Origin of the sequence: Psychrobacillus sp. INOP01, assembly GCF_018140925.1 — a bacterium.
Lineage (GTDB): Bacteria > Bacillota > Bacilli > Bacillales_A > Planococcaceae > Psychrobacillus.
Genome location: NZ_CP073315.1, coordinates 1,459,998 through 1,486,383, shown reverse-complemented (window position 1 = coordinate 1,486,383; position 26,386 = coordinate 1,459,998). Strand labels below are relative to the sequence as shown.

Annotated in this window: 19 protein-coding genes and 1 pseudogene; 15 read left to right on the top strand and 5 right to left on the bottom strand. The window is 33.6% G+C overall.

Translation table 11 applies throughout. The features are described from left to right. Positions 1 to 28: 28 nt before the first annotated feature. The gene (locus KD050_RS07440) at positions 29 to 1,960 is read right to left on the bottom strand and encodes an ABC-F family ATP-binding cassette domain-containing protein (RefSeq protein WP_211895560.1); all 1,932 of its coding nucleotides are present in this window, start codon (positions 1,958 to 1,960) and stop codon (positions 29 to 31) included. Positions 1,961 to 2,090: 130 nt separating this feature from the next. Between KD050_RS07440 and KD050_RS07435 the strand changes: the two genes are divergently transcribed. Continuing rightward, positions 2,091 to 2,732, top strand: coding sequence for a redox-sensing transcriptional repressor Rex (locus tag KD050_RS07435; RefSeq protein ID WP_211895559.1), 642 nt, complete (start codon positions 2,091 to 2,093; stop codon positions 2,730 to 2,732). A gap of 223 nt (positions 2,733 to 2,955) precedes the next feature. Here KD050_RS07435 and KD050_RS07430 read toward each other — a convergent pair whose 3' ends face one another. Beyond that, the gene (locus KD050_RS07430; RefSeq protein WP_211895558.1) at positions 2,956 to 3,693 is read right to left on the bottom strand and encodes a CPBP family intramembrane glutamic endopeptidase; all 738 of its coding nucleotides are present in this window, start codon (positions 3,691 to 3,693) and stop codon (positions 2,956 to 2,958) included. Positions 3,694 to 3,880: 187 nt separating this feature from the next. Here KD050_RS07430 and groES point away from each other — a divergent pair, with 187 nt between their 5' ends. From groES to KD050_RS07400, 6 genes are all read left to right on the top strand, one after another. Then, on the top strand, positions 3,881 to 4,165 hold the full coding sequence (gene groES / locus KD050_RS07425) for a co-chaperone GroES (RefSeq protein ID WP_211895557.1): 285 nt from the start codon (positions 3,881 to 3,883) through the stop codon (positions 4,163 to 4,165). A 38-nt stretch (positions 4,166 to 4,203) separates the two neighbouring features. Continuing rightward, the gene (groL, locus tag KD050_RS07420; protein ID WP_211895556.1) at positions 4,204 to 5,835 is read left to right on the top strand and encodes a chaperonin GroEL; all 1,632 of its coding nucleotides are present in this window, start codon (positions 4,204 to 4,206) and stop codon (positions 5,833 to 5,835) included. Between the two features lie 94 nt (positions 5,836 to 5,929). After that, positions 5,930 to 6,841: a tyrosine-type recombinase/integrase gene (locus tag KD050_RS07415; protein ID WP_211895555.1), complete on the top strand. Its 912-nt coding sequence runs from the start codon at positions 5,930 to 5,932 to the stop codon at positions 6,839 to 6,841. A 475-nt stretch (positions 6,842 to 7,316) separates the two neighbouring features. Beyond that, the gene (locus KD050_RS07410; RefSeq protein ID WP_211895554.1) at positions 7,317 to 8,846 is read left to right on the top strand and encodes a DEAD/DEAH box helicase family protein; all 1,530 of its coding nucleotides are present in this window, start codon (positions 7,317 to 7,319) and stop codon (positions 8,844 to 8,846) included. Between the two features lie 257 nt (positions 8,847 to 9,103). Continuing rightward, positions 9,104 to 10,039 (top strand): hypothetical protein, encoded by a 936-nt coding sequence (locus tag KD050_RS07405; RefSeq protein WP_211895553.1) that lies wholly within the window; start codon positions 9,104 to 9,106, stop codon positions 10,037 to 10,039. Positions 10,040 to 10,098: 59 nt separating this feature from the next. Further along, positions 10,099 to 10,314 (top strand): hypothetical protein, encoded by a 216-nt coding sequence (locus KD050_RS07400; protein WP_211895552.1) that lies wholly within the window; start codon positions 10,099 to 10,101, stop codon positions 10,312 to 10,314. Between the two features lie 418 nt (positions 10,315 to 10,732). Here KD050_RS07400 and KD050_RS07395 read toward each other — a convergent pair whose 3' ends face one another. From KD050_RS07395 to KD050_RS07385, 3 genes are all read right to left on the bottom strand, one after another. Continuing rightward, the gene (locus KD050_RS07395; protein ID WP_211895551.1) at positions 10,733 to 11,254 is read right to left on the bottom strand and encodes a putative periplasmic lipoprotein; all 522 of its coding nucleotides are present in this window, start codon (positions 11,252 to 11,254) and stop codon (positions 10,733 to 10,735) included. A gap of 148 nt (positions 11,255 to 11,402) precedes the next feature. After that, positions 11,403 to 11,846 (bottom strand): hypothetical protein, encoded by a 444-nt coding sequence (locus KD050_RS07390; protein ID WP_093533805.1) that lies wholly within the window; start codon positions 11,844 to 11,846, stop codon positions 11,403 to 11,405. A 163-nt stretch (positions 11,847 to 12,009) separates the two neighbouring features. Next, positions 12,010 to 12,450, bottom strand: a complete 441-nt coding sequence (locus KD050_RS07385; RefSeq protein ID WP_211895550.1) for a hypothetical protein — start codon at positions 12,448 to 12,450, stop codon at positions 12,010 to 12,012. Between the two features lie 638 nt (positions 12,451 to 13,088). On the opposite strand from KD050_RS07385, the gene KD050_RS07380 reads away from it, so the two are divergent. From KD050_RS07380 to KD050_RS07350, 8 genes and pseudogenes are all read left to right on the top strand, one after another. After that, positions 13,089 to 15,032: a retron Eco8 family effector endonuclease gene (locus KD050_RS07380; RefSeq protein WP_211895549.1), complete on the top strand. Its 1,944-nt coding sequence runs from the start codon at positions 13,089 to 13,091 to the stop codon at positions 15,030 to 15,032. Between the two features lie 317 nt (positions 15,033 to 15,349). Continuing rightward, positions 15,350 to 16,270, top strand: a complete 921-nt coding sequence (locus KD050_RS07375) for a reverse transcriptase family protein (protein ID WP_211895548.1) — start codon at positions 15,350 to 15,352, stop codon at positions 16,268 to 16,270. Between the two features lie 520 nt (positions 16,271 to 16,790). After that, a pseudogene (locus KD050_RS21500) lies at positions 16,791 to 16,931 on the top strand (hypothetical protein); the annotation flags it as partial. A 507-nt stretch (positions 16,932 to 17,438) separates the two neighbouring features. Beyond that, positions 17,439 to 18,008 (top strand): SF0329 family protein, encoded by a 570-nt coding sequence (locus KD050_RS07370; RefSeq protein WP_211895547.1) that lies wholly within the window; start codon positions 17,439 to 17,441, stop codon positions 18,006 to 18,008. 1,101 nt (positions 18,009 to 19,109) lie between these two features. After that, positions 19,110 to 20,534 carry a hypothetical protein gene (locus KD050_RS07365; RefSeq protein WP_211895546.1) on the top strand — a complete coding sequence of 475 codons (1,425 nt, stop codon included), beginning with the start codon at positions 19,110 to 19,112 and terminating at the stop codon, positions 20,532 to 20,534. A gap of 413 nt (positions 20,535 to 20,947) precedes the next feature. Continuing rightward, entirely contained in the window at positions 20,948 to 21,769 is an 822-nt protein-coding gene (locus KD050_RS07360; RefSeq protein ID WP_235753977.1) for a nicotianamine synthase family protein, read from the top strand. Positions 21,770 to 22,676: 907 nt separating this feature from the next. Further along, positions 22,677 to 25,463: an ATP-binding protein gene (locus tag KD050_RS07355; RefSeq protein ID WP_211895544.1), complete on the top strand. Its 2,787-nt coding sequence runs from the start codon at positions 22,677 to 22,679 to the stop codon at positions 25,461 to 25,463. A gap of 12 nt (positions 25,464 to 25,475) precedes the next feature. Then, on the top strand, positions 25,476 to 26,333 hold the full coding sequence (locus KD050_RS07350) for a CheR family methyltransferase (RefSeq protein WP_211895543.1): 858 nt from the start codon (positions 25,476 to 25,478) through the stop codon (positions 26,331 to 26,333). Positions 26,334 to 26,386: the final 53 nt, after the last annotated feature.

Genomic DNA, 26,386 nt, shown 5'->3' with positions numbered 1-26,386 from the left:
AACGAATTGGTTTCACTACCTTTTTTCTTTATGGTGCTATTTCTTCTAGTTGCTCCTGTAATTCTAACCATTCATTGGACAACTCATCTTGTTTTTCTTTAAGCTCATCCAGATTACGCTGCAATCGTTGAACAGCTTCGTGATCTTGGAAAATTTCAGGGTCACATAGCTTTTCTTCAATCGAAGCAATTTCCGCATCAACGGTTGGAATCTGACTTTCTAGTTCCTCTAGCTGACGTCGAAGCTGGCGTTCCTTTTTCTTTGCTTCTTTATCTATTGTGGATGTGTTCACTTTCGTAACTACCGTATTTTCAACTACGGCATTTTCTAAAGCAAGCTCTTCCATTTCTTCTTTTTTCTCTAAGTAATAGTCATAATCTCCAAGGAATAGAGTTGCATCTTCGCTTGCTAATTCAATAACCTTTGTTGCAATTCTGTTGATGAAATATCGGTCATGGGATACGAATATGATAGTCCCTGGAAAGTCGAGCAATGCATTTTCAAGAACCTCTTTACTGTCTAAGTCTAGATGGTTGGTAGGCTCATCGAGTACAAGGGTGTTCGCTTTTAAAAGCATTAGTTTTGCAAGAGCAAGTCTTGCCTTTTCACCACCGGATAATGTAGATACCGTTTTTTGTACATCATCCCCTGTAAACAAGAAACGACCTAATACGGTACGGACATCTCTTTCATTCATCAACGGCCATTCATCCCATAGTTCTTGTAATGCAGTTTTATTGCCAGTTAGTGCTGCTTGTTCTTGGTCATAGTATCCAAATTGGACATTTGTACCGTACTGGATTTTCCCTCCAGCAGCCTCCAGTTGTTTCATAATTGTTTTTAATAGAGTCGATTTTCCGACCCCATTTGGTCCAACGAGTGCAATTCGATCCTGCTTGTATACAGAAAACGATATATTAGATGAAACGGTCTTGTTTGGATAACCGACTGCGATTTCCTCTAGACGGAGCACATCATTGCCACTAGGACGGTCGATAGTAAACCCGAATGAGGCAGATTTTTCATCTCCATCTGGTGAATCCATCCAATCTGTCTTTTCGATAACCTTACGTCTAGATTGGGCCATTTTAGTAGTAGAGGCACGTGCTAGGTTTTTACTGACAAAATCCTCTAGCTTTGCTTTTTCCTCTTGCTGTTTTTCATACTTCTTTCTATCTAACTCATAGTTTTTTGCTTTTTGCGTTAAGTAGGAGCTATAGTTGCCAACGTATCTTGCTACATTATGACGAGATACTTCGTACACAAAGTTGACTACCTGGTCTAAAAAGTATCGATCATGCGACACAATAAGAACTGCGCCATTATAATTTTTCAAATAGTTTTCTAAAAAACTTAGCGTTTGAATGTCCAAATGGTTGGTAGGCTCATCGAGAATAAGTAAGTCTGGCTTGCTTAGAAGCATTTTAGCTAGTGCTAGCCTCGTTTTTTGCCCTCCTGATAATGCTTGGACAGGCTTATCGTAATCATCTGGGAAAAACTGCATGCCATGTAAGATGGAGCGGATATCTGATTCGAAGCGATAACCACCAGCCTCATTAAAGGCCAGCTGTAATTCATCATACGTTGCTGCCACTCTCGCATAAACCTCAGTATCTTCATATATAGAAGGGTCTGCCATTTGTGATTCTAAGGAACGAAGCTCTTTTTCTGAGTTAATAAGATGACTGAAGATCGTCATCATTTCCCCCCAGATGGACAGCTTGGATTCGAGTCCTGCATGTTGCTCTAAATAGCCAAGACGAATATTTTTAGGCATAATGATTTCGCCTGAATCGTATGACATTTCACCTGCTATTATTTTAAGTAAAGTAGATTTTCCGGCACCGTTTCTACCCACAAGGGCAACCCGGTCACGATCCTGAACCTCTAGCTTTACGTTTGTTAATATATCTTCGCCGTTAAAGGATTTTGTTATTTGATTGACTTGTAAAACGATCACAATTATTCGCACCTCAATTCTAACTTAAGTGTAATAGATAGGGCTTGTTGTTGCAACGCCATAGCTTTACAATGGTAGAAATGTCTAGTAAGATAATAACGATTTGTTTGACTAAACTAGGAGGATTTTTATGAAACCAGAAATACCGAGAATTCCTCAAGCAACTACGAAAAGACTACCTTTATATTATAGATTTTTACAAAGCTTTCATAATGCTGGACATAAACGAGTTTCTTCACAGGAATTGAGTGAAGCGATGAAAATAGATTCAGCTACAATCCGAAGAGACTTCTCTCATTTTGGTGCGCTTGGAAAAAAAGGCTACGGTTATGACGTTCCAACATTACTTGAGTTTTTCCGTAAAACACTCGACCAGGATGAGGCAGCGAATGTGGCTCTCATTGGGGTTGGTAGTTTGGGAACTGCTTTTCTAAAATATAATTTCCAAAAAAACCACAATACAAAAATTGTTGTGGCATTTGATACAAAAGCTCCAGTGGATGGAACGACAATAAGTGATATTCCTGTATATCATTCGAGTGTTATGCTCGAAAAGTTAGATGAATACGGAATTGAACTAGTCATTTTCACATTGCCAAGTCGATCTGCGCAGCAAGTTGCTGATCAATTGGAGGCTTCTTCGATTAAAGGAATATTAAACTTTACGCCCATTCGTTTACAAACAACCGACGCTATCCGAGTACATACAATCGATCTTTCTGTCGAATTGCAGACCCTTATTTATTTAATAAGAAACGAACTTACTGAATAACAAAAAAAGCCTTTGACCACAATGCTATTAGGTCAAAGGCTTTTATTGATGAAAAACTCTTTTAAAATCCACTGTTGATCTTCGCTTATGGCGGAGGCTTTCCATGGGCGAAATGCTGAGCCTCCTAGTGCGCTAAAGTTTGACTACGGGGTCTAATCACGTCGCTTTTACGTAGGAGCTGCCGCCAACGTTAAAATCCGCCAATAGTTAAATTCAACATAAATTAATGAAAAAATATTAACTGCATGTTTGAATATTGCTCAAAAAACTGTTGAATGTCTTCTCCGTAAAATTGAACGAGTACAACAAATCCATTTAATAGCATATGCGAAATAATAGATGCGATTATCCGCTTCGTCTTGTAATAGATAAAAGCGAATATAAACCCAGAAACCGCATATAGTAGGATGTGCGTAAAGTCAAAGTGGATAATTCCGAAAACAATTGCACTGACAGAAGCAGCTACAAAGAAATTCGTTTTTGGCAATAGAGTTCCGAAAATGATGCGTCGAAATATGAGCTCCTCTAATATAGGAGCAAAAATAACGATAGAAAAAATAGCTAAAGGAACGGCGTGGGCAATTTCGATAAATTGTGTTGTATTCTCTGATCCAGGATCAACACCAAATCTAAGTTCAATACTAGCTGCAATACCCTGGCCAACAAATACTAGAAAAAAACCGGCAATTCCCCAACCGATTGTTTGAAGGGTTGGACTTGGCTTACCCTTTAATGGTTTCAAGTATGTATTGTCTTTTCGGATGATTAACAGGGTGATTAATGTGGCGATTCCCATGCTAAGAAATACCCACCAACCAGAAATAATAATTGCTGGATTTTCCACGCCCCTTGCTTCTAATAACTTATAAAGGGACGGCAGGATTGGCACAAGCACAGCTCCTGATAATTGCATAACACAGTAGATGATTAAAATGTAGATACCAGTTTTTTGTTGTTTCATGAAAATTTTTATTCCTCTCTATATGTACCTTCTTCACTTATTGTATCGGAAATAGAAAATAAAAGAAAAAGATAGCTTCTCACTTGCAAAATGTTCTGTGATTAATTATTATTATAAGTGGGTTAGCACTCGAAGAGTAAGAGTGCTAATAATATTATATTTTACTATTTTAGGGAGGTAGTTTCACTTGTTAAGACCATTAGGTGATCGTATCGTAATCGAATTAATCGAAGCTGAGGAAAAAACAGCATCTGGCATCGTACTTCCAGACTCTGCTAAAGAAAAACCGCAAGAAGGAAATGTTGTTGCTACAGGAACTGGACGAGTACTTGAAAACGGCACTCGCGTTGAACTTGACGTAAAAGAGGGAGACCGTATCATCTTCTCTAAATATTCAGGTACAGAAGTGAAATATGACAACAATGACTATTTAATTTTACGCGAAAGCGATGTTCTAGCTATCATTGGCTAATAAAACTTTGGAAAATATATTCAGGAGGTAACTAACATATGGCTAAAGAAATTAAATTCAGTGAAGACGCTCGTAGCGCAATGCTACGTGGTGTAGATAAACTTGCAGATGCTGTTAAAGTAACGCTTGGACCAAAAGGACGTAATGTTGTTCTTGAGAAAAAATTTGGTTCACCACTTATTACAAATGATGGTGTAACAATTGCAAAAGATATCGAGTTGGAAGATGCATTTGAAAATATGGGTGCTAAATTAGTAGCAGAGGTTGCTTCTAAAACAAACGATATCGCTGGTGACGGTACAACTACTGCTACTGTATTAGCGCAATCAATGATTCGTGAGGGATTGAAAAACGTAACAGCGGGTGCTAACCCAGTAGGAATCCGTAAAGGTATCGACCTTGCAGTTGCTGCAGCAGTTACAGAGTTAAAAGTAATTTCTAAACAAATCGAAGGCAAAGAGTCTATTGCTCAAGTTGCAGCTATTTCTTCAGGAGATTCTGAAGTTGGTGATTTAATCGCTGAAGCAATGGAACGCGTTGGTAACGACGGCGTTATTACAATTGAAGAATCTAAAGGGTTCACTACAGAACTTGATGTAGTAGAAGGTATGCAGTTCGACCGTGGATATGCATCTCCTTATATGGTGACAGATTCCGATAAAATGGAAGCTATTTTAGATAATCCATATATTTTAATAACAGATAAAAAAATTACAAGTATTCAAGAAATCCTTCCTGTACTAGAGCAAGTAGTACAACAAGGCAAACCACTTTTACTAATCTCTGAGGACGTAGAAGGGGAAGCTTTAGCAACTCTAGTATTAAACAAATTACGTGGAACTTTCAATGCTGTAGCTGTTAAAGCTCCAGGATTTGGTGACCGTCGTAAAGCAATGCTAGAAGATATCGCAGTTCTAACTGGAGCTGAAGTAATTACAGAAGATTTAGGTCTAGACTTAAAATCTGCTAATATTACACAGTTAGGACGCGCTTCTAAAGTTGTTGTATCTAAAGACAATACGACAATCGTAGAGGGTAACGGAGAGTCGGATCGCATCGCTGGTCGTGTAACACAAATCCGTGCTCAATTAGAAGATACAACATCTGAATTCGACAAAGAAAAACTACAAGAACGTCTAGCTAAACTAGCTGGTGGTGTAGCTGTAGTTAAAGTCGGAGCAGCAACAGAAACAGAACTAAAAGAACGCAAGCTTCGTATTGAAGATGCTCTAAATGCTACTCGCGCAGCTGTAGAAGAAGGTATCGTAGCTGGTGGTGGTACTGCACTTGTGAACGTATACAACAAAGTTGCAGAATTAGCAGAAACCAAAGAAGGCGACGTAGCTACTGGTCTGAAAATTGTACTTCGTGCATTAGAAGAACCAGTTCGTCAAATCGCTAACAACGCAGGTCTTGAAGGATCTATCGTTGTAGATCGTTTGAAACGCGAAGAAGTTGGTATCGGCTTCAACGCAGCAACAGGCGAATGGGTGAACATGATCGACGCAGGTATCGTAGATCCAACTAAAGTAACTCGTTCAGCACTTCAAAACGCTGCATCTGTAGCTGCATTATTCTTAACTACAGAAGCAGTAGTAGCAGATATTCCAGAACCAGCAGGCGGCGGCATGGGTATGCCTGATATGGGTGGAATGGGCGGCATGATGTAATCTTTTTTACATCACTTTCTGTGAAGTAGTGTAAATCACAATTAATTAGTAAAGGTATAACCACTTCTCATAATTAGAGAGGTGGTTATTTTTTATGCTTTTAAAATTTGCTTATCAAGACTTTTTAGCGGACAGGAAGTTTAAGAACACAACCGAAACAAACATTAAGAACTATGAGATGACTTTAGGGCAGTTTATTAAGTATTGTCTTGAACAAGGTGTCATTAACATTGAAGAGGTTGGTCATCATCATGTACGTAATTATTTGCTAGATTGTCAAGAGAGAGGGAATAAACCGAATACTGTTAATACGAAGATTCTCAGAATCCGAGCATTCTTCAATTACCTCATCGAAGAAAAAATAGTAAGTGAAAATATGGGGCGAAGAGTAAAGTTACAAAAAGAAGATGTAAAAATTGATGTTTTTACAGATGAACAGATATATCAGATGTTAGCTTACTATCGAAGTTTAAGACGCAAGGAGAAGAGTTATTTTAGTTATCGTGGGTATCTGTTGATTATGCTGTTACTTGGAACGGGGTTGCGTCGCAAAGAGGTTATTAATCTAAAATGGTCAGACGTTGATATGCCAAGTTTAACGATGAATGTATACGGTAAAAATCGTCAATACGAAACAGTATTTATGACTGAGAAGCTTGCCAAAGAACTTTCAGTGTACCAAGTTTTTTGTAAGAATCATTTTGGACAAGGAAATGAATATGTATTCTTGAAGCGTGATAATACACAGATGACCGATAACTCAATAACACAACTGTTTAACAACTTACAGAATCACATGAATTTTAAAGATGTTCGTGTGTCAGCTCATACTTTTAGACATTCTTTTTGCCATAGATTAGCCATGAGCGGTATGTCAGCCTTTGCAATTCAGAAGATGATGCGACATAAAAATATCAATGTCACAATGCGATATGTAGCGATGTGGGGAAATGAACTTAAAGAGCAGAATGATAAACATAATCCATTGAATAACTTAAATATATAGAGTAAAGAGTTCAAGTGTAAATATCAGTTCACTTCACTCTATATAGCTCATTTTTAAGAATACTAAGAATCCAGTCTTTCACTAGATTGGGTTCTTTTTTATATTTCTCAAAAGAGCAGTGGTTCCTACAGAGCTAATCTCATACCTAACTTCCAGAAGCCTTTAGAATCAATTTTAAGCCTTCTATATAGTGGACTGACCAATATAATCCATAGATATTCAATGTTGTTTGTAACGCTTTATATACAGATTTAAGAAATTTAAGTGCTATAATTAAATTATAGCACTTATTGGAAGTTATTTATATCTTTTTACCTTATTTTAGTTGCTTTTTAATAGATTTATACATACTATTAGAACTAATAGAAGTATAAAAACTTTTCAGATTGAAGATTGATATTGACAATATATAACGAAATGATTAAAGGATTTATAATTCATTAACAACTTTAACAAGAAAAAAGGAGCTTTTTGAATGTATGTAGCTGAGAAGATTGGAAATGAATATATATCATGGAAGTTGGGGGACTTAGTAACAATAACGGCTGGAACAGGCAAAGGGAAAAGCCAATTCATCAAAAATGAATTATATAATTTAGCAAAGAGTAAAAAAGTGAAAATATTGTTTTTAGTTCACCGAGCAAATACATTAAGACAGTTTGAAGTAAAACTAAAATCGGAAAATAAAGATGATTTTATAGAACTAATGCTTTATCAAGAATTACAAAGAAAAATCTTAGAGAAACAACCAATAGATTTAACCAAATATCATTATATTGTTTGTGATGAGTACCATTACTTTTCTAATGATTCTAATTTCAATAAATATACTGATGTGGCTTTGGATGCACTACTTGCTCATAGAGAACAAGCAACGATTGTATTAATGAGTGCAACAAACTATTTTATTAAACAATATATTAAAGAGAGTTTAAAAATTGATGTAATAAATTATGAAATAGAAATTTCGTATGACTTCATTAAAAGTTTGGAGTTCTATATTACTGAAGAAGAGTTATCTAAGAGGTTAGACTACTTAGTTCAAAATAATATTAAATCCATTATTTTTATGGATTCAGCGAAGAAGAGCTATGAAGTCTATAAACAATTTAAAGAAATTAGCATGTTTGTATGTAGCGAGGGAAACACTAATTTTGCTCCTAAAATGGATAAAGACAAGAAAGTAAAACTTCTAAGTAGTCAAAAATTTGATGACCTATTCTTATTTACTACTCAAACGCTAGATGCAGGAGTAAGTATTTTTGATGATGACTTAGACTGTATAGTTGCAGATATTGGAGACATTGAAACTTTGATTCAATGCTTAGGTAGAAAAAGATTAGAAAATGAAGATGACCATGTGAAACTCTTATTAAGGAATCGAACTTCTAGCATATTAGGTAATGATTCTAAACGCTTAACCAATCAATTACAGCATGTAACTTTCCTAAAAGAAAATGGAGAAAATGCATACGCTCAAAATTATTATCGAAATGCTGATGAATTTCAAATAGTTTATTATGAACCTTTAGGAAATGGTACATATGAATTAAGGATAAATGATTTAGCTTACAAAAATATTTTATATAAAAAGCAAATTATTGAAGACATTAAATCCAAGCCAAGTGGTTATATGGAATACATTGAAGAATTATTCAATAAGACAGATAGTATTTTGCATGATAGGTACCTTAATAAAAAGGCTAGAGAACTACTTGATAAATATTATAAAGAATCGATTGTCATCGAAAATAAAGAAGCCAAAAATGAGTTTGCTGAGATTTTAGATTTTAAGAGTTCCAATGGTTTTGTTAAAACTATAGTGCCAATAAACAGAGAGCTTGGAAAAAAAAGAACACCTTATCGTATAGAGTGCTATGACAGTAGAAGGAATGGCATAGGGGATAAAAAAGCTTGGATAGTAAAAAAACTCCTTAGATTTCCTAGTGGTGATGAAATACCTGTGGATTATGAAGGAGAGAAAAAAATTAATGGTCTAATTTAATGTTTATATATATTAGTAGAATCTTAAAAATGACCAAGTGACCAAATGAAAATGATAATGATAATGTTCTTTGTAAAGCGTGCTCTTCGCTTTGCAAACAGTTGCATTACGCACTTTGTAATGCAGCTGCCATTAAATTATAGAATAGACTAAGAGATTTTAATAATAAGAACTGAAAGAATAGAGTACTAAAAGTATTGATGTTTTTTTGCTTTATCCTCTGATTTAAGAAATAAACTAATCAAGGAGTGAAACATATGCTAAATAATTTTTCCCCTCTATTTAAGGAAAACAGCTTTAATAGTCCTAAGATGTACTTAGCTATAAAGCAAGACGAACAAAATGTAATAAATCAACTGATTCAGCATGCTAAAAAGTCAATAGAAGGGGCTAAACATACAGTGTTCATCCAGGAATATTATAGTTTATACGAAGACCATATTGATTCGATAACTACTATTCTAAAACGTAGACAACCTTTATCAGAAAAACTAAGTGAACTTCTCAATAGAACTGAAGAAGCTACACCTGAAGAGAAAATAGAATTCGACGGCTATACTTTCTATGCTACTTTCGGATATGAAGGTTGGACGTTTATTTCTCCTCTTGGTTATGATAAGTATTTAGAAAAAGACACATATTTAATTCTCATTTATAATCAAACACCTAAGGGTTTTTGGCTTGCTGAAAGTGCTATAGGCTATACATCAATGGACATAGAATCACTTAGAAATCATCCAAATTACTTGGTGGAACAGTTCAATAAGTTTGATAAGCTTACAACAGTTGAGGAAATCATGGAGCACCATAAGAAATGCATTAAATTACTCTTAGAATGTTTTAATGTCAAGAAGAAATCAGATTTATATGCATTAAAACCTTCTTATAGAAATAAAGTCCTTGGAGAGCCTCACAAATTATTACAGTCTTTAATGACTAACAGAAATGAAAATATAATACAACTCTGTTTAAGTAATAATCATGTTACTGATGTAACATCAGAATTGATTGAATTGGTTCGTAATCAACATAAAATAAACTGGATTATTTCTAATGAAGAATTGTTAGCTGATGACGAGTTAAAAAATGATATAAAGTCTCTCGAACAGCGAAACGAAACTTTATTTCTACAACTTAAAGTCTCACAAGAATTACTCGATGTTTATGTAAGTTATCTTCCATCAGATTTGTAAAATAAGTACTTTCCCTATTGACAGAGGGGGTGGTTATTGTAAAAAAAGGAGTGAATTTAATGAAATTTATATATTTCAATGACACTGGTAGGGAGGTAAGTATACATCCTGCAACAAAAGAACATGGTACTAAATGCGAAATGACTATTATTTATCCATCTGAAGAACGAACTTTCTATCTACCAGAGAACACATATCCATGGGTGAAAATGTGGGATTACGGAGAGAGACAAGGACTTAGCATCTTGGTTTCTCCTCAAAAAGACAGAGAATAACCTATCTTTTCAACTATGAAGAAAAAAAGGCTTTAAAATCAAATGTAGGTCTTTTATGTGCAAATTGTCCTCGAAAGGTACTTAGAAGGAAAGAAAAGGTATTAGTCATTGAAGAATTGAAGTGTAATGGAGCAAATAATTGTACAGAAAATATCCTGTTAAATAACGATAAGGGTACTAAATTAAATAATACTATTTGATGAAAACCCTTATATATCCGCTATTTTCTGTAATCTGCTCCTCGAATATTTCAGTTCTATCGAAGTAAATTAGCTCTCGAATAGGTTTTTAGTTTATTAGACATGTACAAAACCCCTAATAAACCTAATAATTTGGTTACACTAATATTGTATTATCAACCTCGATGGGATTCGATAGAGGAATATTGATGAATGACATCGTAATTGGACATAATCTATTAATCCCACTCATTAGGAAGACGACTAATATTTGCATCGTCAAAACGCTCATCAATAACCACATCTATAATATTTGTTTTCTTATTCAGTTCATAATCTATTTCTTTAGATAAACCTAACTCAGATAACATATCATCATTACTTACTCCGTCCTTTAATTCCAGTTGAGCTTGAACAAGTTGACCATCTATAAATGTACCAGTTGCATAATCAAAGGTTTCCCCTTCTAAATAAAAATACCAATCTGCATATACAATAGAACCATCTTTCAATTCAAATTTGCCATTTATAAACGGTTCACTATATTCTGTATCAAGTTCATAACGATTGTTAAAATCGTCTAAAGTTAATGGTGTTAATTCACTTACCTCTGTTACTGGCTCAATAACATCAATTTCTTCAGATGACTCAGATACTTGTGTTTGTTTGTTATCCACTGTAACTTCTTTACTTATGGATGGTTTTGAATCACTACAAGCAGCTAATACCATGGCGCTAATTAAAATAAAAATCCATTTCAAGATAAACCCTCCATTTTGCAATATATAGAAATTTAGCTGATAGTTGTAGAGCTTGTAGAAGCATCACAAAGCTCATTTTCTCCTGCCTTTTTTAACTAAAGCACTCGTTAGTTGAAGAAAAATAGATGCTTAATTTAAATACAGTTCACTATTTACTGCTGAGGATTTTTTTCAAATAACACCCTAAATAGTATGAACCATACATTAGTAAAAAGGCCACTACGCTTGCTGTCCACATTTGAACATATAATCCTCCACCAATGATGAAGCTAGAAATATTAGTCAACGGTAAGTAATAAAATTGGGTAGCCAATCCAATCATATTAGGCCAAAATTGTTCTAACACCATATCTTGATACGTTAATAATAAGAGGGCGATTACAGCAGGTGTATGGATAAAGAGCGCCGAATGATATGGTGTTTTTTCAAACTTACAAGTTATAAATCCAACGAATACCCAAAAAACAAGAAATGTAATTCCTATTAATTTAAATGGTAATATACTATTTGGATTTTGCATCAACCAAGAATTCATGAGAAAACCTAACACAAAAGGAATAATTCCTATTAATAACAAAATCATTTTTTTCATGATATCAACCTCCTTATTTAAATATCAAAAACTCCTAATTTACACTTTTATACAACAAAGTAAATATTTAACCTTATTCAAGTAAACTGCTGCGTTACTTCAATAAGAAAAAAGCATTACTCCTTCTTGAAGTAATGCACCTCGTTAGTTGAAGAGTCCAAATTTAGTTTTGAACCAATTTCCTATTTTTAATAGTTTTTCCGCCAAAGAAAAATAAAAAACACAGGAACACGCAAATAGGTATTCCGATAAAAACAATCTCATCAGTAGATAGGTAGCCAGATACCCCATAAAGAGGACTTATTAGAAACACTAATACCAACGGTATCAATTCTTTGGAAACTTCTAATGTATTTGTTATTGGGAAAAATATAAGTGCAAGCAAGCCCCAATAGATAAGAATAATTAAATTAAATCCTCTTTTTAATTTGTATCCCATCATCATACTTACAGCTAACCAAACGATTAAGAAAGCAATTGTATTTACCAACCCAACGATTCCAGGAGGTCCCCCTGTTACAAAACCGAAATTAGAACTAATAATAATAAACGGAAGTGATATTGCTATTACAAGCAATAAATACAGAAGTAAACTTTTCACCAAATTTATACCCCCTCCTTATTCCATGTACATAAATATTCCTCATATTATCTCAACTTCGACAACTTTTTATATACTCCTTCTTATTCAACTAAACTGCGGCGTTAGTTTAAGTGAACACTTTCACAATCTTATATTTATTTTAACATAAACACCCAGTTGCAAGATTATATGGGATACCTAATTCATTAATGATTTCCAAACCTTTAATAATAAATTGTTCAACAGAAAATATTGAATGTATGCTTTTAGCTCAAAGCATACATGTGAATAGAAGAAATATCTATAAAATAATGATTTTATTTGAAAATGGTATGACTTAAATACCTATAGAATGGGCGTTCAGAGGTTTAGGAGGGGAGCTATTTTCCAATTTTTCAATAGGTATTATCCAAGTAGGCAGGGGGGGCAAGTATTTTCACACACTCAAAGTATAGATTTTAGGAGCAGCCATATTAGTGGACTGCTCCTTTTTATATAGAATCTACTATTTATACGAACAATTTTTTTTTTGAAGTCTATGAAATCACAATTTTATTTAAGGAACATTTTAAATAATATGATAATAATGGTACCACAATATGATATATTTAATTGGGAAATAAAATACTTTTATTTATATGAATTCATAGGAGACAATTATGGGAATCATAAATATTAGATTTAAAAATGTTAAGAGTTTAGAGAACACATTTATCGATTTAGAAAAATTAAACGTTCTTATTGGTAAAAATGGAGCTGGTAAAACAAACATTCAAAAATATCTTTATTACTTTTACGAAAACTTGGTTGAGACTAATATTGATAATAACATTATAGATAAAAATAATCCTTATAATAGCTATGCGGAAATTAGTGTTAAATTCGATTTAAGTAAATTTATCGAAATTGGAAACAAAAGTGAAAATATAGGAAAAGAATTCTTTAATAAAATTAGTTTACTTAATGAAAATGGAGATTCAAGTATAACATTGACATTTAAGCAGTATAAAAATAATACAATACTTTGGAGTCATGATTATCAAATTAGAAAGTTACTGAAATATTTATACCCAATTTATTATATAGATGTAAGAACATTAGATTTATATGATTGGGAAAATATTTGGGACATAATTGGTGAGTTTGGTCAAAGAAGAAGCGAAAAAGAGGAAGAATTTACAAAAGAATTCGATGGAATATTAAAAAAAATTTATGGGACAAAATATTTTGAATACCTAGTTCAGTTAAAAAGCGAGATAGACAGGTTAGAATATAATGTACAATCGTATAGTAATAGTGAAAAGTTTAAACAAATATACAAATTAAAGTTTGGTGGTGATAAATTTAATTTTAAAAAGAATAAACTAAATTTTTATTCAAAAGGATACAATTCCTATAATTATTTAAGGATTTTTTATACAGTATTGGATTTACTTCACAATAGTAAAGTTAAGAATCCAATAGTAATTCTTGATGAACCAGAAATAGGATTACATCCAAACTTAATAGATGAACTTATGCAATTAATAGCCGGACAAAATAAGGTAATTCAAACAATTTTGGCAACACATTCACCTCGTGTACTTAAAAATTCTTTAGTTACTAAAGATGTTAATATTTTTCAGTTGACTGAAATAAATTTTAAAACATCTGTTAGAAAAATTATGAATTTAGAGAATAAAAAAAGTCATAAAGTAATTAGTGACAAGGAAGCTAGTTATTACTTTGCAAATGGAATATTATTTGTTGAAGGTGTTACAGAATTTGAGTTATTCAGTAATGAATATCTTCAAAACTTATATCCTATTTTAAAAGAAATAGAAGTTTTTACATATAATTCTAATAACATTTCATTAGATGTATCCCACCCATTTCAGCGGAATTTAGATATACCATACTTACTTCTCTTAGATATGGATAAAATAATAAAATATGATAATGATAAAAAACAATTTTCTATTTCAGGAGATACTTATAATCCGTTAAAAAATTTAGAAATAATAAAAAGAGAAAAGTTTCTTTATGGGGAAAGACGTATATTATTACATTATAGAAATAGAATTAAAGGAATTTCAAATAAAGTTAACTTCAATTATGATGAAAACAAATTTGTATTTAGTGATAAATTATTTTATGAATACAGAGCTTTAATAAAAGCATATTGCAAAAATTATAATGTATATCCTGTAAATACAACAATTGAAGGTTCAGTTGTAAATAAATCAAATTATACTTACTTTTATCAATGGATAATGGGAGATGGGTGCAGTTATTCGGATAAGGTGAAATTAAAAGAAGCATATGATAAAAATGATAATATTTCCTATAAAATTAATATTCTAAAAACTATTATAGAAGGAAATTTAGAGCCTTTATTTAGATTGAATGAAAAGCGAGCAGGGAAAAGTACAACACAAAGTATAAAAGAGGGTTATCAAATAGCGATTAAGTTAGAAAAATTACAAAAAGGTTCCGGATGGATGACATTATTTATAGATGACATATTTAGTGGATTTAAAAAAGATAACCAAAAATCTCAATTTTCTATTTTATTTCCAGAAATTGCTGATATAATAAAAACGTTAGAAGTAATAATGAAGTAAGTAGCTAAGTGGTTATCTTTTCATTAAAAGTTTAGTTAGCCACCCTTGTAGCATTTGTTTTGAACCGACAAATTCATTGCAATTTTGAAAAACCAAGGGAATAATATTACTTTTTGCTCCGGCGTTTAGCCGCTGTATTCTGCAGCAGCATCGCTTCCAGGAAGTACTTACTTCATTTTTATTAAAGGGAGAGAATTTATATTAAAAAACCAATTTATAGTGAAGATTACTTTCACGGTAAGATTTTAGGATTAAATATTTTTGATGGCGTTCCCCTTACAGAAGATAGTAATAACTTTTATGAAGAGTTTAATATATTGGTAAACAAAAAAGTTAGAAAAATCAATGCTATTAAAACTAATAGTGTATTACATAATCTCCAAAAAAAAATCTCAAATAACTTTTTAGATAATATTCCTCTAGCGGATTGTGTATGTGGATTTGTTAAGGGAAAGAATTATTTAGATTTTTTACTTCCACATTGCGGGAGTAAATTTTATTTAAAGGTAGATATAAAAGATTTTTTTAATTCGTTAAAAGAATCTTTAGTAAGAGATACTTTATCAGAATATGTTGATATAAAAAATCGAGAAGAAAAAGATAGAGTATTAAAGGAACTAATATATATCACAACTCTTAATGGGAGTGTTCCTCTGGGTGCAATAACATCTCCTCAATTGTCTAATTTATTGCTAAGAAGAATAGATTTAAGAATAAAAAAATACTGTGAAAAATTTAATGTAATTTATACAAGGTATGCAGATGATATGTTATTTTCATCAAATAATCAAGAAGTAGCTAAGCCGTTTTTTCTTGGTAGATTAAAAGACATCCTAATAGATTTTGAATTAAAAATTAATTCCAAAAAAACTATAATAGCCGAAAATAAAATAATTTTAAATGGTTATGTAATATCCTCAAGAGTAACTCTAACGAGGAATAAAATGAAAAAATTAAATACACTCCTATACACTTTTGAATATAAGAGTGGTGTAAAAAGATATCCTAGAACTTTTAATGAGTTTTTGCAAAGACTAAAAACAGTCAATGAAGAATTATTTGATTTATCCAAGAGTATCCCAGAAACTAGGATTCAAATAATAAATTATTTAGCTGGATACAGAGCTTTTTTGCTCTCATTTAATAAATCTTCTATAAAAGATTACACTTGTGATTTTTCTAAAAAGATTAAAAGAACAGAAAAAATGTTAGATATCCTTTCTGATATCAGATATTAATATTTTGTTTAAAAAAGAAAATAGAGTAATGTGGAAAGGGGAGCAGCAGAAGTATGGCTGCTCTATTTTTATATACTTTTTTCTGAAGTTGAGAACTATTTTCAAAATAATTAGTGTAAAGAGACGGGGAAGTAAATCGATTTGAAATTAAACGGATTACAGATATAGATAAAATCTTTGCTGTGCATTACAGGGTACAAGAGATAGAATTTAATAGTGCATTTAAAAATAAAGAAACACATCAACATTATATTGAAACTAGGGACGAACTTTATCTTGCAAGTAATGAATGTACAGATGAATTACATATAATGAGAGAAAATCTCCAAAGAGATTTAGATAAGATGGAAAAGTAGCCATTTATTATATTGGCTTTATTTATGTGGAAAATATGAATGAGGGGTTATTTCGTCTATTTACAGATACTACTTCACAAAATGCAACAAATACTTCATAATAGAAACATATTAAATTTATTGAGAAGTGGTATCTCTCTAATAAATTGTGAAAGAACGGCTTTGTTACTCGTTCAGCACTTCAAAACGCTGCATCTGTAGCTGCATTATTCTTAACTACAGAAGCAGTAGTAGCAGATATTCCAGAACCAGCAGGCGGCGGCATGGGTATGCCTGATATGGGTGGAATGGGCGGCATGATGTAATAAGCCGCTGCAACCCTTGATATATAGGGTTTGTATGTAATGTGAAAGTGAAATGCTAACATAGTGGATTATAATCGAGGCTTCTCATTAGTTGTGCAAACTAATGGGAAGCTTCTTTTTTCATTTCTTTTGTCACATGGAGATAGACATTCTTGGTGATTTGATCATCTGAATGGCCGAGTTATCCATGATTTGTTCGAGTGCTACACAAAGGAGGTGACTCTGATGGGCCACCTCTTATTTGTGGTCGGATGATTATTATTGAGGCGATATGCTCGATATATCTTTTTAAATCATATTGTTGTCTTAAGTCGAATGTTTAAATTACTTATAGTTATTGTCTTATCAGTCTGGAAATTTTATTCGCTCACTATTATCGATACATCAGAAATTCAAGTCACACTTAAACCTAGTATTTAGTATGATCGATGTGTTGGTTATTGTATTATGGATAATAGAATGACTGCCTCAACAAATATTTAAAATATAAAATTTAAGGAGACTTACATGGCCTGGAGCAAATTGAAGCAAAATCTGGAGAGTTTTCTCTGTCCTGCATTATATGGAAGGATTGAATACACTGCAACTAGCTACCGTTATTTACCTGATAAAGCAGGACTTTGTTATATTGCGGTAGATAAAAAGAATGTACTCAATATGAGTGATAAAACTACCTTAATCAGATGGTATCTGACAGAGCTGGAAATTAAGAATGATTCAGATATCCAAATTCCTATCAACAAAGAGGAGATTGAAGCGGTAAGAAAACAAACTAAGGGGACAGTTCCGGAGGATCGTCTACTAGTAATTGCAAGGGGTAGAAAATTATCAGAATATGCTAAGGAGATTTTGTCAGCGCAGTCATCATTAAGTAAATCAAATTTTATCGTTGTAGCTAATAACTTCTTATCCACTTCTATAGAGGAAAGCATAGAGAGCAATGATATCCTATTGAATATCCTAGCTTTGGTGGACAGACGGGTTGGAAAAAAACGAATTTTGAACATGACTGAGCAGATGAAGTTAAAGCATCCAGCTGTGCAGTATTTTTATGAACTACGGCTTAGTACGTTATGATAATAAATAGCTCATCACCTGAACATCACTTATTGCGAAAAAATTATCTCCATGTAGATTTTAGTTTTATCCATGGGTTGGTTATCAGAAGAATGGAACCCTTACATCTCCTGAAAACCTTACATTACTTATTGATTTCATTCGTTTTCAATCCAAGAGAAACTTTACCGAGCTAGCAATGATTAATAAATTCGGGAAAATCAAGGAATTGAGGCTTCCCATTAGTTGTGCAAACTTTTGGGAAGCTTCTTTTTTCATTCTTTTTGTAGTGTGGAGATAGACATTCTTGGTGATTTGATCATCTTAATGGCCAAGTCTATCCATGATTTGTTCCAGTGCTACACCGGACTCCGTAAGAAGCGATTATGTGTATGTCGTAAAGTGAGTGGGGTTAATTCGAGATTTAAGTTTACAAGAGCAAGCAGTCTTGCCATTCTTAGTTGTACCGTTTCTATTTGCTCTTTTATCAGGGTTTATTAAGTAATTAAATCAAACTGTATCCATAGGCTACAAATGTTACTGAATAATAACGGTATTTAATTAATGAAACAGACACAAAAAATAATGTGTCTGTTTTTTCAATTCAATGTAAAAGGGGCAGGAATGGCAATGGTTTGAGAGAAACAGTGAGAATACTCTTATTTTTGACAACTACAGGAATGCTATTAGATGATTTAATATAAACACTTAATAAATAATCGTTATATTGTTTTGATAATTTTTACTTTCTAGTTTTATTTGTAAAGTATAATTGGAGCATTTTATTCAAATTATACGGAGTGGGAAAACAATTGAAATATCAGAGAGAACAAATATGAAAGCGCAATCACTTTTTTAGAATAGAGTTTTTTGGGGCTTTATATATTATTTCATATATTGCAAAATTCTATAAATACGTAATGGAAGCGTCATTTTTTTTAATCAGAGTAACACTAAATGGTAACAAAGCTTTGTTATATTCAAGGCAGGCAGATGATGGTGCTGCCGGAAAATTTGAGTAATAAACTTACTCAGGCTGATAAGAGGTGAAACGATAAATAAAGGAATTTATGAAAAATCCATCCTATCAGTAGAAAAATACGAATTAGGAGAGATCAAGTAATGAATAAAAAACAAATGGATTCTAAGAAAGCAAATAAAAAATTGTCGAAGAAAGTAGCTCCACTAGTAATGTCAACTTCAATGGTGGCTGCAACCTTTTTAGCAGCAGGTGCACCTATTTCTGCAGCAGAGCTTGATACAAAGGGCGCAAATCCGGAAGTTATTGAACAAGTGAAAAATCATGGACAGGAAGTATCTGCATTAGCAAAAAGTCTACCAGGATCTCCTGAAAAAGGTGAACTAGTTAGCAAACTAGCTCAAGTTAATTCCGGCAAAACTAATGATGATCCAGATAATAATGATAATATAGATGAAACAAATAATGATGTGCCACAAGAAGGCGAAATAAGTGATGATACAGCAGCGGAAGAAACAGAAGCACCAGCAACAGAAGATGGCCAAGTAGAAAATGGTACGGAAGCAGTTGATGAAGACATAGTAGCGGAAGAAACAGAGGTACCAACAGCTGAAGACGGCCAAGTAGAAGATGGTACGGAAGCAGTTGAAGAAGACGTAGTAGCTGAAGAAACAGAAGCACCAACAACTGAAGATGGCGTAGAAGATGGTACAGAAGCAGTTGATGAAGACATAGTAGCAGAAGAAACAGAAGTACCAACAGCTGAAGACGGCCAAGTAGAAGATGGTACGGAAGCAGTTGAAGAAGACGTAGTAGCTGAGGAATCAGAAGCACCAACAACTGAAGAAGGCGTAGAAGATGATACAGAAGCAGTTGATGGAGACATAGTAGCTGAAGAAACAGAAGCACCAACAACTGAAGAAGGCGTAGAAGATGATACAGAAGCAGTTGATGAAGACATAGTAGCTGAAGAAACAGAAGCACCAGCAACTGAAGATGACCAAGTAGATGGCTCACAAAATCAAGAAGATGACTCTAGTACATGGGTAGATGAATCTTATGAATTTATCGGTGATGGCTATCAAAGTGTTATTGGATACTATCAAACCCTTATTGAACAAAATTTAGATCAAACAAGTGAAGAATCTGAAAACGTTGAAACCATTGATGTAGTATCCGATGTATCTGCTGATACTGATGAAAGAGATACAACAACTTTAGAGGCAGATGCATCTCAAGACATCTCTGTTGATAACACAAATACAGATCTAACAAATGATACTGACGTTAATCTAGAAAGCCCAGTGGTTGTAGAAAATGAAGAGCAACCTTCTGAAGTAGAAACACCAGAGCAAGAAACCGTAGAATCAGTGGAAAATACAGTGTCAGATCTAGAAAAACCAGTACAAACAGTTAATGAAGAAGTAAATTTGGCTACTGAAACAGAACAAATAAGTGAAAATGTGGTAGAAAAGGAATCCGACCAAATCTCTTTAAAAGATAAAATAGTAGGATACTATCAAGATTTAGTAGCTTCATTCGCTAACTTTATGAACTTCTTAAAATAAGAGTGACTCTCTAGAATAATCGATCGCAGTATAAGAGTTTAATGGCTTTGAACTGAATAAAAAGAGGGGGGGGGAATGAAAAAGGAGAATATTCATTCCCCCCCTTTTTTGAATATATTGTAAAAAAGACTTCCGAATTGGTGTATATCATATCGAGCAACTTTTTTCTTGGGAGGAGATATATCCAATATTAGAATCGAGAATTGAATGGAAAGCCAATTATTAAAGGTAAACAAATGCAATCGAGATGAAAAGAGTACGATGATTTGATGGGATTAGCTCAGCTCTTATGAAATTATTGCAGGACTGATGGAGCGGAAATTCCATGTTTCATAGGCACACAAAACGTAGACATAAATGGCTAATTCCTTATCATATACTCCTAACCTGGGTGTGGAAATGAATTGGAGGAGATGAAAGGACTGTCCATGGTTAGCTATGTTGAATTGCTGGATTTATTGGACTCGTTTGAGAATGAAATTAAGCAGTTGATGACAACGGCCAATAATGCTCCCAAAGGATTGGAACTATTAGGTGCAAAACTTGATAGCCTTTGTGAATTTATAATTTGTGATGAGAATGAGAAGCATTGGAAACAGTGGGAGGACCGTGAAGATGTCAAGCAAAGCGCAGAGAGGTTAAGAGAAACATCCTCTGTAGCATTATGCATGGTCGAAAAAATGAGAGCACTATACGTATATACGGAAGAATTGGATATGGACCTGTATCTCTCCCTTTTATCTGCATCAGTTAACGAAGAAAGGAGTTATGCCCAAATTGATGGGACAGCTAAAGTTCTATTTATTGGTGCCGGTGCTTTTCCTTTAACGGCTTTTACTATTGCCAAGGAAACTAGTGCGGAAGTAGTTTGCACGGATATTGACAGTGAAGCCGTTCACTACGGGAAAGAGTTAGCGCAGTTTCTAGGCTTACATGGAATCCTTCATTATTCGGACAGTCACTTGAGACACCCTGAATTTCTAAAAACAGCTACCCATATATACATTGCATCTCTTGTGCCAGAGAAGCAGGAGATTATAGAGGAATTAAAATCTAAAGTCCATCCAGATTGCAAAATAATCGTACGTTACGGAAACGGTTTGAAGTCCTTGTTCAACTATCCTTTTGAGATAAGCTTAATAAAGGAATGGCAGGTCAAATTGATCAACCGGGATAAGTGCATCTATAATACGATCATTCTGCAACATTGTAGAACGGTAGCAGGGTCAGTTTAATGATTAATTAGTGATGGTATATTATGGAATAACTTAGAGAAGTCAATGAGAACCTGGTATTTTTCTTTGAATAGAACATATTTGTATATTTAAAACGCATTTATTAAGCTGTGGCTAATTAAATGCGTTTTTTAAATTTTCATGAAAAAATTTATAATACAATAAATAGGGATTAGAAGAAACTTTCTAATCACTTGGATATGTCCTAGAATTCGATTGGTATGTAATTAACTATTGAAGATTTTAAAGCGAAATACAAAGAGGACAGGTAGAGCCCGGTTTTTCTTATGTCTTTAATCTAAGAATACTGGATTAAATTTTCATAAACCATGTCCCGTGCCTATGAGAAGTTGTTTGCATTCTACCCCATACCGATGTGAGTTGCATTCAAGAGTAAGGTGCAAGTATTACATTTGGGTCTGCATCTTAATTTTCCGCAAAATCAAGACCATCCTTATCCCGGAAAACATTCGAATCCTTTCGGAAGAGTTCTTACCATATTAGCTATCTAAGGAAGAGGTCCACTGTCACATCTTAAACGCCGAAACTCGTTGCCGAGAAACCCCGTAACTACTCCTAGAGCAAGAACAACAACGTGATTAGCCCATTGAAATATAGTTAATCGTTCATGTTTTTTCCATTGCCGTTTACCAACCTTATAAACTACTACAATTTTAGGTGCTGAACTTTTTTGCTGACATGAACAACCTCAGCAGAGTAAAAAAATTTGTTAGTAACCCAGTTTTTAATAACCAAGAAAAAGAACAAAACAATAATCTACATATTCTTAAAAGCAACTTATAAAATTGTCTCAATTGCTTAAAATACAGTCTTAGGAAACACTGTTATTTTAATGACACTTAATATAGTATTAAAATAGAAAATCTAAAATAAAGGTAGGAATTAAATGGAGAATAAATGGAAATTTGGTATACGTTCTAAGATTACCATCGGATACATAATTATTATTGTTTGTTTATTTGCTTCCGTTATTATATTGAATAATCAAATTCGTTCACTTCAGCAAGAAAGAAATTATCTTCTACAATATAATAATGAAGTAGAAACATTGACAAATAATGTAGAAAAGTTTGTGATGGATATGCAGGCAGGTCAGCGAGGATTTGTTATCACAGGGAATGAAATCTACTTAGAGCCTTACTACAAAGCAGCTGGTGAATGGCAGATTGAATTCGAGGAACTGTATCAGTTAATGGAGGATAAACAGAACCAGAGACAAAAACTACAGGTGGTAAGAGAAACAATTGACCTATGGATTGCGGAGGCTGGTGAGAACGCGATAAGACTTAAAAGGGATAACAATGAAGTTGCCATCCAAGAATTCTATGTAAATGATCGTGGTCGCGAATACATGCAATCTATTAGAAACCAGTTTAATGATTTCCGTGAATCCGAAATAGAAAGTGCACAAGCTAGAGCCCGGGAGTTAGATAGTCGAAATAATACATTAACTGTGGGATTATTTGGACTACTTCTTGCTGTTTCTATAATTGCGATAATAATATCAAGTCAGGTTTCAAAGTCGATTGTTAGAACAATTGATGAAGTAACGAAAACCATTAAAAAGATTGCCACTGAAAATGGTGATCTTAAAGAAAGAATACATGTAAGCACTAAAGATGAAATAAATGACCTTGCAAGTGCAACAAATGAGCTATTGGATAACTTGGATGATCGAGAATGGTTACAAACAAGCCTTGCTGAAATTGTAACAAAATATCAGGGTGTTGCTTCTATAGATGCACTTGCAAAAGTATTTATGTCTGAAATAGCTACATTAACCAACTCTTCTTTTGGTGCATTTTATGTAAGAGAAAAAAATGATCACGAGAATTATTTCATTAAGAAAGCATCCTTTGCCGATACTTCTCCCCAGAAGGAAATTGGAAGAGAAAGTTTTCATTTAGGGCAAGGCTTGATTGGACAGTGTGCACTAGAAAAACAAGGCTTTGTATTTAATGAAATACCAAAGGATTATCGCTATATATCTACAGGTCTAGGGGAGGTACCTCCTCGTAGTATATTTATGGTTCCAATATTATTTGAAGGGGACGTCATTGCGGTGATGGAACTTGCTACCATTTCTGAATATAGTAAGATACAGCAGGACTTAGTAAATCAAATTGTGAAAACCTTTGGATTATCGATTAATAGCGTAATGGATCGTATGGAAATTGTTCGACTACTAAACGAATCCAGAGCGATGACAGAGGAATTACAAGTACAGTCAGAAGAACTACAAACTCAATCTGAAGAACTTCAAATGCAAACGGAAGAATTAACACAAATTAATGAACAGTTAGAAGAAAAAACAAAGGATGCGGAAACAAAATCCGAAGATTTAGAGAAAATTAGACAAGAATTAGAAGAAAAGGCAGAGCAGCTTACACTTCATTCAAACTATAAATCGGAGTTTCTTGCAAATATGTCTCATGAATTGAGGACACCTTTGAACAGTATCCTGATACTATCGGAAATGCTAGCAGAAAACAAACAAGGACGTTTAACAGATGAGGATGCAGAATTTGCAAATGTTATACATTCTTCAGGGGAAGATTTACTCTCATTAATAAATGATATTTTAGATCTTTCTAAGGTAGAGGCAGGTAAAATCGAAGTTTTATTTGAAGAAGTGAATTTAAGTGAATTACCTGTACATATGGAGCATGTATTCTCTCCTGTTGCACAGAAGAAAAATTTAGAATTTCATATTTTCAAAGCGGAGGATGTAAAAGACCTTTTCTTTACAGATGAAAAAAGGTTTCAACAAATTTTAAAAAATCTTCTATCAAATGCTTTTAAATTCACAAAACAAGGTTCCGTTGCTTTAACTATTAAACAATTTGATAGCCAATTGCAAACAGAGGAAATGAGAGCAATAAGTAAAGATTGGTTGGAAGTATCGATAGCCGACACAGGTATTGGTATACCTATAGACAAGCATGAACTCATTTTTGAATCATTCCAGCAAGCGGATGGGGCAACCGTTCGTAAGTATGGCGGAACAGGTCTTGGTTTATCTATTTGTAAAGAGTTTGCTAAGCTACTTGGTGGTTGGATTACTCTGCAAAGTGAAGAAGGTGTAGGTAGTATATTTAAACTAATTGTTCCAAGTCTTCCGAACGGCCTTATTCTAGATAAACATCTAAATATAGGTTATTCAGAGGTGGCAGCCACACAGGTATCATTGGAGCTGCACACAGATTTTGTGACAGACTTCGTTAATCCAGAGATACAGAAGCAAAAAATAATTGAAAAAGATGAAGTGCTGGCTTCTTTGCATGATCATGAGAATGTCTTCCAAGACAAAAATATTTTAATCGTTGACGATGATTACCGTAATATATATGCTCTTAAAACGGCCCTTGAAAGAAGAGGAATGAATATCCTTGTAGCCAAAGATGGCATCGAATGCTTGGATATATTACAGAGCAATGCTCAAATTGATATTGTACTAATGGACATCATGATGCCGAATATGGATGGATATGAAACGATGTCTAGAATTAGAAATGATCTACAATTTAAAGAATTGCCTGTAATAGCTTTAACAGCCAAGGCAATGAAAAATGATCGAGATAAGTGTCTAGAAGCCGGTGCTTCAGACTACATCAGTAAACCGCTAAATTTAGTTCAACTATTCTCAGTTCTTCGAGTATGGTTAGTTTCTTAAGGGGGTTAAGAGATGGACAACCAATATGAAAATATGGAACTTGAGGGCGTAGATGTACAACATGAAGGCTTGGAAATCGAGTTCCTGCTGGAAGCAATCTATCGCTTATCAGGATTCGATTTTCGGAAATACAATCGATCTTCCATTTCTCGTCGTATTCACAATCGCATGAATATTAGTGGCATTGAGACGATCACAGGCTTACTAGAAAAAGTGATACATGAAGAGAATTTTTTAGAACAAATGCTAAATGATTTTTCTATCAATGTAACAGAAATGTTTCGTAACCCAAGCTTCTTTAAAACTTTTAGAAAAGAAGTAGTACCTATTCTCCGTGAGTATCAAGAGATTCGTATTTGGCATGCTGGATGTGCTACAGGTGAAGAGGTATACTCCATGGCAATTTTGTTAGAAGAAGAGGGACTCAAGGACAAAACAGTTATATATGCAACGGATATGAATGAACAAGTATTAGAAAAAGCTAGCAAAGGAGCTTTTCCTATCCAAAAAATGCAAGCATATACCAAAAACTATATGCTTGCAGGAGGAAATTATGCATTTTCTGAATACTATAAAGCAGATCATCAATATGCTTATTTCCACCCATCGATACTAGAAAATATTATCTTTGCGCAGCATAACCTTGTGACAGATCAATCGTTCAATGAGTTTCATGTTATTATATGCCGAAATGTCCTTATTTACTTTACTTCAGAGCTTCAGGTGCAGGTGCAAAATCTGTTTTATGAGAGTATAAGTCCTCAGGGGTTCCTCGGGTTGGGGGACAAAGAAACGCTCCGTTTCTCTCAAGTCATGGAAAATTATCAAGAAATAGCGGAAAAAGAACGTATTTATCAAAGGGTTAAATAGTAATAGTAGAAAATCTTATGACATTAACGTCAGACTAAATAATAGGAAATAAC